The 15,877-nt window shown below is 61.6% G+C and carries 9 protein-coding genes and 3 tRNA genes; all 12 read left to right on the forward strand.

Translation table 11 applies throughout. The annotated features are described in order from the left end of the window. Nucleotides 1-87 precede the first annotated feature (87 nt). A complete protein-coding gene (locus AC56LH_RS07375; protein WP_499645271.1) occupies nt 88-1,257 on the forward strand; it encodes an efflux RND transporter periplasmic adaptor subunit in 1,170 nt (389 codons plus the stop codon). Then, nucleotides 1,254-4,352 (forward strand): efflux RND transporter permease subunit, encoded by a 3,099-nt coding sequence (locus tag AC56LH_RS07380; protein WP_499645273.1) that lies wholly within the window; start codon nt 1,254-1,256, stop codon nt 4,350-4,352. The genes AC56LH_RS07375 and AC56LH_RS07380 overlap by 4 nt, the downstream gene beginning before the upstream one ends. Before the next feature lie 158 nt (nt 4,353-4,510). Further along, a tRNA-Leu gene (locus AC56LH_RS07385) sits at nt 4,511-4,597 on the forward strand. 31 nt (nt 4,598-4,628) lie between these two features. Next, nucleotides 4,629-5,969, forward strand: a complete 1,341-nt coding sequence (gene tig / locus AC56LH_RS07390) for a trigger factor (protein WP_499645275.1) — start codon at nt 4,629-4,631, stop codon at nt 5,967-5,969. Between the two features lie 78 nt (nt 5,970-6,047). Continuing rightward, nucleotides 6,048-6,665: an ATP-dependent Clp endopeptidase proteolytic subunit ClpP gene (clpP, locus tag AC56LH_RS07395; protein WP_482898679.1), complete on the forward strand. Its 618-nt coding sequence runs from the start codon at nt 6,048-6,050 to the stop codon at nt 6,663-6,665. Nucleotides 6,666-6,846: 181 nt separating this feature from the next. Further along, a complete protein-coding gene (clpX, locus tag AC56LH_RS07400; RefSeq protein ID WP_499453701.1) occupies nt 6,847-8,115 on the forward strand; it encodes an ATP-dependent Clp protease ATP-binding subunit ClpX in 1,269 nt (422 codons plus the stop codon). Nucleotides 8,116-8,384: 269 nt separating this feature from the next. After that, nucleotides 8,385-10,799: an endopeptidase La gene (lon, locus tag AC56LH_RS07405; RefSeq protein WP_499645281.1), complete on the forward strand. Its 2,415-nt coding sequence runs from the start codon at nt 8,385-8,387 to the stop codon at nt 10,797-10,799. 214 nt (nt 10,800-11,013) lie between these two features. Beyond that, the gene (locus AC56LH_RS07410) at nt 11,014-11,286 is read left to right on the forward strand and encodes an HU family DNA-binding protein (RefSeq protein ID WP_332532657.1); all 273 of its coding nucleotides are present in this window, start codon (nt 11,014-11,016) and stop codon (nt 11,284-11,286) included. Nucleotides 11,287-11,367: 81 nt separating this feature from the next. After that, nucleotides 11,368-11,444: transfer RNA gene (locus AC56LH_RS07415), tRNA-Asp, on the forward strand. A gap of 25 nt (nt 11,445-11,469) precedes the next feature. Continuing rightward, a tRNA-Asp gene (locus AC56LH_RS07420) sits at nt 11,470-11,546 on the forward strand. A gap of 119 nt (nt 11,547-11,665) precedes the next feature. After that, nucleotides 11,666-13,585, forward strand: a complete 1,920-nt coding sequence (locus tag AC56LH_RS07425; RefSeq protein ID WP_499645283.1) for a SurA N-terminal domain-containing protein — start codon at nt 11,666-11,668, stop codon at nt 13,583-13,585. A 143-nt stretch (nt 13,586-13,728) separates the two neighbouring features. Further along, nucleotides 13,729-15,876, forward strand: a complete 2,148-nt coding sequence (locus AC56LH_RS07430; protein WP_499645285.1) for a beta-glucosidase — start codon at nt 13,729-13,731, stop codon at nt 15,874-15,876. Nucleotide 15,877: the final 1 nt, after the last annotated feature.

Here is a 15,877-nt window from a genome sequence, read left to right on the forward strand (position 1 = left end):
GTCTATTTGCATGATTATAATTGCTGAATTACAAACTGGCGCCAACGCAGCACGCGACGCGCCGCCAGCTTCGGCGCGAGACGCCGCATGTCACGTCAAAGGAACACCACCGTGTCTGTCCGATTTTCTTCCCCCATCTTGCGGGCGGCCGTGCTCGCCTTCTGCGCTGCCGGCGCTCTGGCCGCGTGTTCCAAGCCGGCGCCGCCGGTCGAAGATATCCGCCCGGTGCGGGTGATCCAGCTGGTGGCGGATGCGGGCGCCGAGCGGTCCCAGTTTGCGGGCGATGTGCGGCCGCGCTACGAGTCGCAACTGGGCTTTCGGGTCGGTGGCAAGATCATCGAGCGCAAGGTGGACGTGGGCGCGACCGTCAGGCGCGGCACGGTGCTGATGCGGCTCGACCCGCAAGACATCAAGTTGGCCGAAACCCAGGCGCGCTCCACGCTGCGCGCCGCAGAAACCGAGCGCGAACTGGCCGCTGCCGATTACAAACGGCACGTCAATCTGCGGACCCAGAATTTCGTCAGCCAGGCCGTGCTCGACGCCAAGCAAAGCGCGCTCAAGGCCGCGCAGGCCAATGTCGAAGCAGCGCGCGCCGGCTTGCGCGGCCAGTCGAACCAGGCCAATTACACGACGCTGGTTGCCGACGTCGATGGTGTCGTCACGGCGCTGGAGGCCGAGGTGGGGCAGGTCGTGCAGGCTGGCACACCCGTGGTGCGTGTCGCCCGCACCACCGAAAAGGAAGTCGTCATCGGCATCCCCGAGAACAAGGTGCAGCAACTGCGCCAGTCGGCCGACGTCGTCGTGCGCCTGTGGGCCAATGCCGACGGGACGATCCCGGGCAAGATCCGCGAAATCGCGCCGATGGCCGATCCCGCGACCCGTACCTACACCGTGAAAGTCGCGCTGCCCGAGCGCGCCGACGTGCGCCTGGGGATGAGTGCGACCGTGGAGCTAAGCACGGGTGCGGCGTCCACTGGCGGGTTGCGCGTGCCATTGACCGCACTGGTCAACCACCAGGGCGCGAGCAGCGTCTGGATCGTCGAGAACGGCGCCGTCAAGCGCGTGCCGGTGCAGGTCACCGGCCAGGTCGACAACGACGTGCTGGTGGCCGGCGCCGTGCGCGCCGGGCAGAGCGTGGTCACGGCCGGCGTGAACCTGCTCAAGCCTGGCCAGAAGGTGCGCATCCTGACCGCCGATGTCGCGCGGCGGGCGGACGCTGAAGCCGCCATGACGGCCAAGGGCGGGACCGCACAATGAAAGGCTTCAACCTGTCGCGCTGGGCGCTGGAACACATCCCGCTCACGCGCTTTCTGATCGCGGCCTGCCTGCTGTTCGGCATCCTGAGCTACTTCGAACTGGGCCAGGACGAAGATCCGCCATTTACCTTCCGCGCGATGGTCGTGCGCGCCGTGTGGCCGGGCGCCACCGCGCTGCAGATGGCCGAGCAGGTCACCGATCCGCTCGAGCGCAAGCTGCAGGAGACGCCGTACGTCAAGAGCATCCGCAGTTTTTCCAAGTCGGGCGAGACCACCATCCTGATCGAGCTGCGCGAATCGACGCCGCCCAAAGAAACCAGCGCCGCGTGGTACCAGGTGCGCAAGAAAATCGGCGACATCACCGCCACGCTGCCGCAGGGCGTCATCGGCCCGTTCTTCAACGACGAATTCGGCGACACCTACGGCTCGATCTTCGCGTTGTCGGGCGACGGCTTTACCTATGGCGAAATGCGCGACTACGCCGACTTCGTGCGCCAGCAACTGCTGCGCGTGCCGCTGGTGGCCAAGGTCGAGCAGTTCGGCGTGCAGAACGAAAAAGTGTATATCGAGTTCTCCAGCAAGAAATTTGCCCAGCTGGGCGTGCCGTTCGAGCAGATCGTGAACCAGATCGCCACGCAGAACGCGGTCGAGGCCAGCGGCGTGCTGGTCACGCCGACAGACAACCTGTCGGTGCGCGTGACGGGTGCACTCGGCACGCTCGACCAGATCGAGGCGCTGCAGCTGCGCGCCGGCGGCACCACGTTCCGCCTCGGCGACTTCGCCACCGTCAAGCGCGGCTACCAGGACCCGCCGGCCGACAAGATGCGCTTTAACGGCAAGGAAGTGATCGGCCTGGGCGTGTCGATGGAAAAGGGCGGCAACATCATCACGATGGGCAAAGGACTGGCCGACACGGTGGCCCGCATCCGCGCGCAGCTGCCGGTCGGGATCGAGCTTGAGCGCGTCGCCGACCAGCCGCAGGCCGTCAAGGAGTCGGTCGGCGAATTCGTCAAGGTGCTGATCGAGGCGGTCGTCATCGTGCTGGTCGTGTCGTTCCTGGCCCTGGGCCTGCACACGAAGCCCAAATGGCGCATCGATATCTACCCGGGCCTGGTGGTGGCGCTGTCGATTCCGCTGGTGCTGGCCATCACGTTCCTGGCCATGCGCATGCTCGACATCTCGCTGCACAAGATTTCACTGGGCGCGCTGATCATCGCGCTGGGCCTCTTGGTGGACGACGCCATCATTGCCGTCGAAATGATGGTGCGCAAAATGGAAGAGGGCCTGTCGCGCTTCGAGGCTGCGACCTTTGCCTACACGTCCACCGCGATGCCGATGCTGACCGGGACCCTGATCACGGCGGCGGGCTTTTTGCCGATTGGTCTTGCCGAATCGGCCGCCGGCGAGTACACGTTCTCGATGTTCTCGGTCAACGGGCTGGCGCTGCTGATCTCGTGGGTGGTGGCGGTGATGTTCACGCCGTACATCGGCTTCATGCTGCTCAAGGTCAAGCCGCACGCCCACGGTGACAGCGGCCACGACGTGTTCGATTCCCCGGCCTACCGGCGCTTCCGGCGCACCGTGACCTGGTGCGTCGAATGGCGCAAGACCACCATCGTGCTGACGCTTGCCGTGTTCGCGCTCGGTATCTTCGGCTTTAAATTCATCGAGAAGCAGTTCTTCCCGGATTCAAGCCGGCCCGAGTTGATGGTCGAACTCTGGTCGCCCGAGGGTACGAGCTTTGCCGCCAACGAAGCGACCGTCAAGCGCTTCGAGGCGTTTCTGGCGCAGCAGCAGGGCGTGCACAGCGTGACGAGCTATGTCGGCACCGGCAGCCCGCGCTTCTATCTGCCGCTGGACCAGATCTTCCCGCAGTCGAACGTCTCGCAAGTGGTCGTGCTGCCGGTCGATACCAGGGCGCGCGATGCGCTGCGCCTGAAGATCGTCGATATTTTCAAGCACGATTTCCCCGAAGTGCGCGGGCGCGTCAGGCTGCTGGCCAATGGCCCGCCGGTGCCGTACCCGGTGCAGTTCCAGATATTGGGGCCGGACATCGGCGTCGTGCGCGGGATCGCCGACCAGGTCAGGGCGACGCTGCAGGCCAATCCGAACACGCTGGGCGTGAACGACAACTGGAATGAATCGATCAAGGTGCTGCGCCTCGACCTCGACCAGGACAAGCTGCGCGCGCTGGGCGTGACGTCGCAGGCCGTGCGGCGCGCGGTCAACACGACGCTCACCGGCACCACGGTCGGCCAGTTGCGCGAATCGAACCGCCTGATCGACATGGTCGTGCGCCAGCCACTGGAAGAGCGCTCGACGATCACGCGCCTGTCGGAAACGCTGGTGCCCACTGCCAGCGGGCAGGCCGTGACGATTGGCCAGGTGGCGCGCGTGCGCTTCGTCTGGGAGCCGGGCGTCGTCTGGCGCGAGGGCCGCGAGTGGGCGATCATGGTCCAGGCTGACGTGGTCGATGGCATCCAGGGGCCGACCGTGACGGCGCAAGTCGATAAGGAGCTGGCCGCGCTGCGCGCGAAGCTGCCAGCCGGCTATCGCCTGACGATCGAAGGCGCCGCCGCCGACAGCTCGGACGCGGAAGCGTCCATCGCCGCCAATGTGCCGCTGGTACTGTTCATCGTATTTGCGCTCCTGATGCTGCAATTGCACAGCTTCTCGCGCTCGCTGCTGGTGTTCCTGACCGGCCCGCTTGGTGTGGCCGGCGCGGCGATGGCGCTGCTGATCCTCGACCGGCCGTTCGGCTTTGTCGCGAATCTTGGCGTGATTGCGCTGTTCGGCATGATCATCCGCAACTCGGTGATCCTGGTCGACCAGATCGAGCAGGACATTGCCACCGGCAGCCATCCGTGGGATGCGATCATCGAAGCGGCCGTGCGCCGCTGCCGGCCGATCCTGCTGACGGCCGCCGCGGCGGCGCTGGCGATGATCCCGTTGTCGCGCTCGACGTTCTGGGGCCCGATGGCGGTGGCCATCATGGGTGGCCTGATGGTGGCAACCGCATTGACGCTGTTATTCCTGCCGGCCTTGTATGCGGCGTGGTTCCGCGTGAAAAAGCCGGCAGGGGCGGGCGTCGAATGAATGCACTCACCCCCGCACTGGAAAAAATGATGCCCAATAGTGTCAGAAATTCCAGTAAAATAATCGATTGAAGTTGTAGCCCCTAAACAATGGAGTGCAGGGCGGCCGGGTTCTACTGTCGGGCGCCCTTTGTTTTTGAGGCGATATTGCAATCCTGAGCGAGGATGGCGAAATTGGTAGACGCACCAGGTTTAGGTCCTGACGCCAGCAATGGTGTGGGGGTTCGAGTCCCCCTCCTCGCACCACGAATAATTATTTTTTTGGACGATTTTTACAATGGCAACTGCAGTCGAAACCCTGGGTAAACTCGAACGTCGCCTGACGATCTCTTTTCCGGTCGCTGACGTCCGCACTGAAGTCGAGAAGCGCCTGAAACAGCAGGCCAAGACCGCTAAGGCGCCTGGCTTCCGTCCGGGCAAAGTACCGCTCAAGATGGTCGCTGCCCAGTACGGCTATCAGATCGAATCGGACGTGCTCAACGACAAAGTTGGCCGCGCATTCAACGAAGCCGCTGTCGCCAACGAACTGCGCGTTGCCGGTTTCCCGAAAATCGAGCCAAAAGACGACGCCCCTGAAGGCGTCCTCGAATTCAACGCCACCTTCGAAGTCTATCCAGAAGTCGTCATTGGCGACCTGGCAGCCGTTGAAGTCGAAACCGTCGTGACCGAAGTGTCCGACACCGAAATCGACAAGACCATCGACATCCTGCGCAAGCAGCGCGTGCACTACCACACCAAGGGTGAAGAAGGCGAACACGGCACCGGCGGTGAGCCAGTCGCAGCCAATGGCGACCGCGTTACCGTCGACTTCGTCGGCACGCTGGATGGCGTCGAATTCGACGGCGGCAAGGCCGAAGATTACGCGTTCGTGCTGGGCGAAGGCCGCATGCTGCCTGAGTTCGAAGCCGCAACGATCGGCCTGAAAGTCGGCGAAGCCAAGACCTTCCCGCTGGCATTCCCAGAGGACTACCACGGTAAGGACGTCGCCGGTAAAACCGCCGAGTTCACCATCACCCTGAAAGCACTCGAGTGGGCGCACATGCCTGCCGTCGACACCGAATTCGCCCAGTCGCTGGGAATCGAAGACGGCTCGATCGAGAAAATGCGCGAAGACATCAAGGTGAACCTGGAGCGCGAAGTGCGCGCCCGCGTCAAGGCCCGCAACAAGGAAGCCGTGATGGATGCGCTGGTCAAGGCCACCGAACTGGACGTGCCGACCGTGATGGTCGAGCAGGATTCGGAGCGTCTGGCTGAAATGACCCGCCAGGACATGGCACAGCGCGGCATGGACGTGGCCAAGCTGCCATTCCCGTCCGAGATGTTCAAGGACAAGGCCGAGCGCCGCGTGCGCCTGGGTCTGATCCTGTCGCAACTGGTTGCCGACAACGATCTGCAAGCCACGCAAGATCAGGTGAAAGCCCAGATCGAAGATTTCTCGCAGAGCTACGAAGACCCGAAAGAAGTCCTGAAGTACTACTTCAGCGATCGTCGTCGCCTCGGTGAAGTCGAAGCCCTTGTATTGGAAGAAAACGTCGTCAACTACGTACTTGGCAAGGCCAAGGTCTCGAACAAGACCGTCGCTTTCGATGAACTGATGGGCAGCGTCCCACAGGCTTAAGAAAAGCAGGCCGGCCCCTCGAGGCCGGCTTTTTTCAATGGCCCATTTGACCAACCCCTAACAAGGAACGAGACAGGTATGATGCACAATCCAGCACTGGATACACAGGCACTCGGCTTGGTGCCGATGGTCGTCGAGCAAAGTGGTCGCGGCGAACGCGCCTACGACATTTACTCGCGCCTATTGAAAGAACGCGTGATTTTCCTGGTCGGTCCGGTCAACGACCAGATGGCCAACCTGATCGTCGCCCAGATGCTGTTCCTGGAAAGCGAAAATCCTGACAAGGATATCTCGCTCTACATCAACTCGCCGGGTGGCTCGGTTTCGGCCGGTCTCGCGATCCTCGACACGATGAACTTCATCAAGCCTGACGTCTCGACGCTGTGCACGGGTCTGGCGGCCTCGATGGGCGCCTTCCTGCTGGCAGCCGGCGCCAAGGGCAAGCGTTTCTCGCTGCCGAACTCGCGCGTCATGATTCACCAGCCATCGGGCGGTTCACAGGGCATGGCCTCGGATATCGAAATCCAGGCCAAGGAAATCCTGTACCTGCGCGAACGTCTGGCCCGCATCATGTCGGATAACACCGGCCAGAGCATCGAGCAGATTCACCGTGACACCGACCGCGACCGCTTCATGTCGGCCGACGAGTCGGTGGAGTACGGGCTGATCGACAAGGTACTGATCCACCGCGCCTAAGAAATTGCCCGAGCATCCAGCGTGATGTTGGAAAAAACGCCCGGACGCGAACACGTTCGGGCGTTTGTTTTTTATTTCGGGTAGCATGTTCGCATGCGCGCCAGTTGCGCCCTTGGATTCGCTCTTGTTGCGTCTCCGGTTAAGCGTTATATTCATAGCAATTCAATAGAGTCCTGCCCCCATGTCAGAGAAAAAATCCTCCAGCGGCGAAAAACTGTTGTACTGCTCGTTCTGTGGAAAGAGCCAGCACGAAGTCAAAAAGCTGATCGCAGGACCGTCGGTCTTCATCTGCGATGAATGCATTGACCTGTGCAACGACATCATCCGCGATGAAACCTCGAACGTCGAAACAGTGACCGGCACCAAGTCCGACCTGCCGACGCCCCTTGAAATCACCGAACTGCTCGACCAGTACGTGATCGGTCAGCAAACGGCCAAGCGCATCCTGTCGGTGGCGGTGTACAACCACTACAAGCGCCTCAAGCATCTGGGCAAGAAAGACGAAGTCGAACTGGCCAAGAGCAATATCCTGCTGGTGGGTCCAACGGGCTCCGGCAAGACGCTGCTGGCCCAGACGCTCGCACGCATGCTGAATGTGCCGTTCGTGATCGCCGACGCCACCACGCTGACCGAAGCCGGTTATGTGGGCGAAGACGTCGAGAACATCATCCAGAAGCTGCTGCAAAGCTGCAACTACGAAGTCGAGAAAGCCCAGCGCGGCATCGTCTACATTGATGAGATCGACAAGATCTCGCGCAAGTCCGACAACCCGTCGATCACGCGCGACGTGTCGGGTGAGGGCGTGCAGCAGGCGCTGCTCAAGCTGATCGAAGGCACGATGGCATCCGTGCCGCCTCAGGGCGGGCGCAAGCATCCGAACCAGGATTTCGTGCAGATTGACACGACCAACATCATGTTCATCTGCGGCGGCGCGTTCGATGGCCTGGCCAAGGTCATCCAGAACCGTTCGGTCAAGAGCGGCATCGGCTTCGGCGCCACGGTCAAGAGTCTCGATTCCGGCTACAACGCCGAGATCCTGCTCGAAGCCGAACCCGAAGACTTGATCAAGTTCGGTCTGATTCCGGAACTGGTGGGTCGTCTGCCGGTGGTGGCTGCTCTGTCCGAGCTGACTGAAGAAGCGCTGATCCAGATTTTGATCGAGCCGAAGAATGCGTTGATCAAGCAATATTCGAAATTGCTGGAAATGGAAGGCGCCGAACTGGAGATCCGTCCTGCGGCGCTGCATGCCATTGCAAAGAAAGCACTGGCGCGTAAAACCGGTGCACGTGGCCTGCGTTCGATTCTCGAACATGCGCTGCTTGACGTGATGTATGAATTGCCAGGCCAGTCGAATGTGGTGAAAGTCGTGATCGATGAAAATACGATCACGAATGGCGCGAAACCTTTGCTGATTTACAGCGAAACGGCAAAAGCTTCGGGAGAAAACTGAAAAAAATCCGGGCGCAAGCGACAAATTGCTTGCCGCACGGATTCAACTCGGTACAATCAATCTCAATAAGAGATCCCGGCTTCATTCGAAAAGCCACTCGCGGTACGCCGTGTGGTGGCTTTTTCATTTCCCGAGAGTCTTTTATTGGAACGGCTATATGCTCTGACAAGTCGATTTTCTTTTACTTACAGAATATATTTTTGGCGGACGGTCTTGTGTTTTGGCTGTCCAGTGCCCAAGTTCAGAACACGCTTTTTATAAGGTATGCCATGACAACTTCGAAATTAACCGAGCAAACGACGCTGCCACTTCTGCCGTTGCGCGATGTGGTTGTGTTCCCGCATATGGTGATACCTCTGTTCGTTGGCCGCCCTAAATCGATCAAGGCTCTGGAAGCCGCGATGGAGCAGGGCAAGAGCATCATGCTGGCCGCCCAGAAGGCCGCCGCCAAGGACGAACCATCGGCTGCAGACATCTACGAGATCGGCTGCGTCGCCAATATTCTGCAGATGCTGAAACTGCCCGACGGCACCGTCAAGGTCTTGGTCGAGGGTTCGCAGCGCGCACGCATCGACACGATCAATGACGGCGCCACGCACTTCACGGCGCAACTGACGCCAGTCGAATCGGAAGTCGGCGACGACTCCGAAGTCGAGGCGATGCGCCGCGCGATCGTTCAGCAGTTCGACCAGTACGTCAAACTCAATAAAAAGATTCCGCCAGAAATCCTGGCGTCGCTCGCCGGCATCGATGATGCAGGCCGCCTAGCTGACACCGTCGCTGCGCACCTGCCGCTCAAGCTCGAGCAAAAGCAAGTGATCCTGGAAATCTTCAACGTCGCCAAGCGCCTCGAGCATCTGCTCGGTCAGCTGGAAGGCGAGCTGGATATCCTGCAAGTCGAAAAGCGCATCCGTGGCCGCGTGAAGCGCCAGATGGAAAAGTCGCAGCGCGAGTACTACCTGAACGAGCAGGTTAAGGCGATCCAGAAAGAGCTGGGCGAGGGCGAAGAAGGTGCCGACATCGAGGAACTCGAAAAGAAAGTCGTCGCCGCCAAGATGCCGAAAGAAGCCATGGAAAAAGCCCAGGCTGAAATTCGCAAGCTCAAGATGATGTCGCCGATGTCGGCCGAAGCCACCGTCGTGCGCAATTACATCGATACGCTGGTCTCGCTGCCATGGCGCAAGAAGTCGAAGGTCGCGATCGATCTGGCCAATGCCGAAGCCGTGCTCGAGCAGGACCACTACGGCCTGGATAAGATCAAGGAACGCATCCTGGAATACCTCGCAGTACAACAGCGCGTCGAGAAGCTCAAAGCGCCGATCCTGTGCTTCGTCGGTCCTCCGGGCGTCGGCAAGACGTCGCTCGGCCAGTCCATCGCCCGCGCGACGAACCGCAAGTTCGTGCGCATGGCCCTGGGCGGCGTGCGTGACGAAGCCGAGATCCGCGGTCACCGCCGCACGTACATCGGTTCGATGCCAGGCAAGGTGCTGCAATCGCTGGCGAAAGTCGGCGTGCGCAACCCGCTGTTCTTGCTGGACGAGATCGACAAGATGGGCGCCGATTTCCGTGGCGATCCGTCGTCGGCCCTGCTCGAGGTGCTGGACCCCGAACAGAACCACACGTTCTCGGACCACTATCTCGAAGTGGACTTCGACCTGTCGGATGTGATGTTCGTGGCGACCTCGAACTCGTACAACATTCCGCCGGCGCTACTGGACCGCATGGAAGTCATCCGTCTGTCGGGTTACACCGAAGACGAAAAGACCAGCATCGCGCTGCGCTACCTGTTGCCGAAGCAGCTGAAGAACAACGGCTTGAAGGAAGAGGAAATCAAGGTCGAAGAGACCGCGATCCGCGACATCATCCGTTACTACACCCGTGAGGCCGGCGTACGTTCGCTCGAGCGCGAAGTGTCGAAGATCTGCCGCAAGGTCGTCAAGATGCTGCTGCTGAAAAAGCCGGGTACGGGCGTCGACAAGCGCGTGATCGTCAACGGCAAAAACCTGGACAAGTTCCTGGGCGTGCGCCGCTATGACTTTGGCGTCGCCGAGAAAGACAACCAGGTCGGCCAGGTGGTCGGTCTGGCCTGGACCGAAGTCGGTGGCGATCTGCTGACGATCGAAGCCGTCAATGTGCCAGGTAAAGGCGCCATCATCCGCACCGGTACGCTGGGCGACGTGATGAAGGAATCGATCGAAGCTGCCCGCACCGTGGTGCGCAGCCGCGCCGCACGTCTCGGTATCAAGAACGAGGCGTTCGAGAAGGCCGACATCCACATCCACGTGCCGGAAGGCGCGACGCCGAAGGATGGTCCGTCGGCTGGTATCGGCATGACGACGGCGCTGGTCTCGGCCTTCACCGGCATCCCGGTGCGCGCCGATGTGGCGATGACGGGCGAGATCACGCTGCGCGGTGAAGTGCTGCCGATCGGCGGGTTGAAAGAGAAGCTGCTGGCAGCCCATCGCGGTGGCATCAAGACGGTGTTGATCCCCGAGCAGAACGTGAAGGACCTGGCCGAGATTCCGGACAACGTCAAGAACAAGCTCGAGATCGTGCCGGTGCGCTGGATCGAGAAGGTGCTGGAGATTGCACTGGAACGCCAGCCGCAGCCATTGGTCGAAGATCCTGCGGTGGCCGTCGCGCCAGCGCCGGTGGAAGCCAAGCCCGAAGTGGTCAAGCATTAAATAGTACCGAGCTGCTTGCAGCTTCATGAAACAGGCGCCCGTGTGGCGCCTGTTTTTTTTGCGGCGTCGTGTTGGCGCGCCATATACCATATGCCACAGATGAACCTGCGTTGACGCGCCCTCGCTTGACAGCGCCATGTTGCCCTTGTTTAATACGGCCTGCACTTTTGCAGCAGCGGCGCGCGTGCGTCACGAACGGGAAACGAGGGAACGAGTGAACAAGACAGAACTGATCGAAGAAATCGCGAAGTCCGCGGACATTACCAAGGCATCGGCAGCGCGTGCCCTCGACGCCGTGATCGACGCCGTGACCGAGACCCTGAAAAAGAACGACAGCGTGACGCTGGTCGGCTTTGGCACGTTCACGGTTGGCGAGCGCGCAGCGCGCACGGGCCGCGATCCGCGCACCAAGGAGCCCATCAAAATCAAGGCCGCACGCGTCCCGAAATTTAAGGCTGGTAAAGCGCTGAAAGATGCTGTAAACTAATGCCTTCTTCGCGGTGACAAGCGAAGGAAAGCAACAGGGGTTGTTGTTTAGTCCCTGATGTTTGTTGGTGTGTTTTTTGCTGGAGCGGTAGTTCAGTTGGTTAGAATACCGGCCTGTCACGCCGGGGGTCGCGGGTTCGAGTCCCGTCCGCTCCGCCACAAAAAACGCACAGACACCATGTCTGGAGCGGTAGTTCAGTTGGTTAGAATACCGGCCTGTCACGCCGGGGGTCGCGGGTTCGAGTCCCGTCCGCTCCGCCAGAATTGCGTAAAATAGGGGTGGCTCGCTGAGCCGCCTCATGATGAAAAGAGGCGAACGCGAGTTCGCCTTTTTTTTTAACTTGTGCTGTTATTGCATTCTCAACCTTGAATGGCTGACCATGTTTGAATTTATTCGGAACAACAAGCGTTGGATGTACGGGATCCTGCTTCTTTTGATCGTCCCATCGTTCGTGTTTGTCGGTTTGGAGAGTTACCAGAGTAACGATGCCGGCACCCACGTCGCCACCGTTGGCGGTGAAAAGATCTCGCGGCAGGAATGGGAGGATGCGCAGCGTCGCCAGATCGACCAGGCTCGCCAGATGATGGGCGCCCAGTTCGATCAGAAGATGTTCGAGACTGCTGAAGCGAAGAAAACGATTCTCAACAATCTGGTCGGCGAACGCGCCATCAGCACCGAGATCGCCCGCTCGCACATGAACGTCAGCGATGCAACGCTGCAAAAGACCATCATGGAGATCCAGCAGTTCCGCCAGCCGGACGGTGGTTTCGACATGGAAGGCTACAAGGCCGCTCTGGCAGCGCAAGGGATGACGCCGGCGATGTTCGACCAGCGTCTGCGCCGCGACCTCACCGTGCAGCAACTGACCGGTTCGATCCAGGCCACCGCATTTGCACCGCGCAGCGTCGCAACGCGCCTGTCGAACATCAACGATCAGGAACGTGAAGTGCAGGAGATCGTGTTCCCCATTGCGACCTACCTGCCGCAGGTCAAGGTTACCGACGCGATGGTCAAGGCCTACTACGACAAGAACGCGACGCTGTTCCAGATTCCCGAGCAGGTCAAGGCCGAATACGTTGTCTTCAACGCTGCCACCGTCGAAAACCAGGTGCAGGTGTCGGATGCCGAAATCAGCGACTTCTATAACAAGAACCTCAAGAACTACACGACGCCCGAGCAGCGTAGTGCCAGCCACATCCTGATCACGGTGGCAAAGGACGCCAAGCCAGCCGATCAGGCTGCGGCCAAGACGAAAGCGGAAGCCGTGCTGGCGCAAGTGCGCGCGGCCCCGGCCAATTTCGCCGCCATTGCCAAAGCCAATTCGCAAGACCCGGGCTCGGCCCAGGCTGGTGGTGATCTGGGCGTGGTCGAGAAGGGCCTGTTCGTGAAGTCGGTCGAAGATGCGATCTACGCGTTGAAAGAGGGCGAGACGAGCGGCCTGGTGCAGTCGGAATTCGGCTGGCACATCATCAAGCTCAATTCGGTCAAGCCGGCGACGCAAAAGTCGCTGGACACGGCGCGTGATCAGATTGCAGGCGACCTCAAGAAACAGAAGATGGCTGCCAAGTACACCGAACTCGCTGGCGTATTCACCGAGACCGCGTATGACCAGTCGGACAGCCTGAAGCCGGTAGCTGACAAGCTCAAGCTGCAGATCCAGACCGTCGACAACCTGACCCGTACGCCGAATCCGGCGCTGGGCGATGCACCGTTCAACAACGCCAAGTTCCTGACTGCGCTGTTCGGCAACGATGCGCTGAAAAACAAGCGCAACACGGAAGCGGTGGAAGTCGCGCCTAGCGTGCTGGTGGCAGGTCGCGTCGTTGAACTGCGTCCGGCGGCCAAGCGTCCGCTGGCCGAGGTCGAGGCGCAGATTCGTCAGCGCGTAACGATCGAAGAAGCTGTGCGCCTGGCACGCCAGGCCGGTGAAGCCAAGCTGGCTGCGGCCAAGGCGGCAGGCGATGCGACCGGTTTCGGCGCTCCTGTGACGGTCTCGCGCACCATGAAGCCGACGATCAACCAGCCCGGTGCCATTGCGGTGCTCAAGGCTGATGCGACCAAGCTGCCGGCGTATGTCGGTGTCGATGTGCCGGGCCAGGGTTACGCGGTCTACCGCATCGGCAAGGTCTCGCAGCCGGCGCAGCCTGATGCAGCGCGCCGCAAGCAGGAAGCCGACCAGATCGGCAGCCTGGTGGGCCAGCAGCAGATGGTCGACTATGTCGAAGCGTTGAAGGTGAAGGCCAAGGCCAAGGTAACGGCCACCCCGTCGCAACTGGGTACGAATACCGACGCGCAGTAAGCTGTCGCTTGTTCGCTCCTGATTGAAAAAAGCCCGGCCGCGCAAGCAGCCGGGCTTTTTTGCGATGTGCTTAACCGACCTGCGAGATGGCATCTGGAACACTGACCGTATCAGCTACTGCCAATCATGAAGGGACCGTTGCAATGACCACCATCACCACCAGCCGTCAGCGCGCCCGGGACCTGGTCGCGCGCATGACCGAGGACGAAAAGTTTGCCTGGCTGTCCGGCCCGATGGCCATTCCTCTGACGGACGAGCTTAAAGCGCAGGGCGCCATCGGCTCGGCCGCGTTCTATCCCGGCATCCCGCACCTGGGCATCCCCGCGATGCAGCAGGCCGATGCCAGTCTCGGGATCAGCAATATCGGCGGCGTGCGCCCGGGCGACCATGCAACTGGATTGCCCAGCTCGCTGCTGCTGGGCGCGACCTTCAACCGCCAGCTCGCACACGACAGCGGCGTGCTGGTCGGACGCGAAGCCCGGGCCAAGGGGTTCAATATACAGCTCGCAGGTGGCGCGAATCTGATCCGCGAACCGCGCGGCGGGCGCAATTTCGAATACATCAGCGAGGATCCGCTGCTCACCGGCGTGCTGGCCGGCCACTCGGTCGCCGGGATCCAGGCGCAGGGCGTGGTCTCGACCGTCAAGCATTTCGTCTCCAACGGCCAGGAAACGGGGCGCGTGATGGTCAGCGCGAACCTGGCCGAAGCCGCGCTGCGCGAATCCGACCTGCTGGCGTTCCAGATCGCGCTCGAGATCGGCAAGCCGGGCGCCGTCATGCCCGGCTATAACCTCGTCAATGGCCATTACGCGTCCGAAAACGCCTTCCTGCTGCAGCAGGTGCTCAAGGACGAATGGGGTTACCCCGGCTGGGTCATGTCCGACTGGGGCGCCACGCATTCGACCGTCAAGGCGGCACTCGCAGGGCTGGACGTGCAATCGGGCGCCAATCTCGACGACGCACATTATTTCGGTCAGGCGCTGCGCGATGCGGTGCGCGACGGTCAGGTGCCGCAGGCGCGCATCGACGATATGGTGGCGCGCATCCTGACAAGCCTGATCAGCGTTGGCTCGTTGGACGGGGCGCCGGCCAACGAGCGCACCCAGCCGATCGACTTCAGCGAACACAAGCTGATCGCGCAGCGCCAGGCCGAGGAAGGCATCGTGCTGCTCACGAACCGGAACGCCACGCTGCCACTGCCGCAACGACTCACCAAGTTGCTGATCGTCGGCGAGCATGCAGAGCACGGCGTGCTGTGTGGCGGCGGCTCATCGGCCGTGACGCCCATCGGCAGCCTGCAACTGCCTGGCACCAGCATCATGGGGATGGACGTGGCCAAGGTCGTCCAGCCGTCGTCGCTCGTTACCGCGATCAAAGAAGAAAGCGCCGCACGCGACGTCGTGTTCGTCGACGGCGCGGATCGCCAGCAGGTACTGGACGAAGCGCGCAAGGCCGATGCGGTGATCGTGTTCGCACAGGAGTGGCGCTCGGAAGGGCTCGACGCCGTGGGCCTCGCGCTGCCCGACGACCAGGATGCGCTGATCGAGGCCATCGCCGGTGTCAACCCGACGACGATCGTCGTCATCCAGTCGGGTGGCCCCGTCACGATGCCGTGGCGTGACAGCGTGGCCGCGATCCTGGCCGCCTGGTACCCGGGATCGGGCGGCGGGCCGGCCGTGGCGGGTGTGCTGTTCGGGCGCGTCAATCCTTCGGGCCGGTTGCCTGTGACGTTCCCGGCCAGCGAGGCGCAGTTGCCGCGCCCCGCGCAGATCGATCCGGAGACGACGACGTCAAACCCCGCCACGCCGCGCAAGGGTGGCATCATCCCGCTCGACTACGATATCGACGGGTCGGATGTTGGCTACCGCTGGTTTGCACGCGAAGGCCACGAGCCACTGTTCCCGTTCGGGTTCGGCTTGTCGTACACGACGTTTGCACTGAGCGGTCTACGCGTGGGCGTCGATGGGCGTTACACCGCGAGCGTTGAGGTGGCCAATACCGGCACGCGTACGGGTGCCTTCGTGGTGCAGATCTATGTTGCCAAACCCGTCGCTGACGGCTTCGTCAAGCGCCTGGCCGGGTTCACCAAGACGGTGCTGGCGGCCGGAGAACGCGCCAGCGTCGAGATCGACCTCGAGCCGCGCATCCTTGCACGCTACCGGGTGGGGGGTGACGCGCCGGGCTTCGTCATCGAGCCCGGCGACTACCGCGTGTGGGCGGCGCAGCACGCCGACGACGACGCGCTCTGGCAGGATGTCGCGATCGACGACGCCCGCCGCATCGCGTCGTAGC

The organism is Telluria sp. LT1R51-2 (assembly GCF_059685775.1).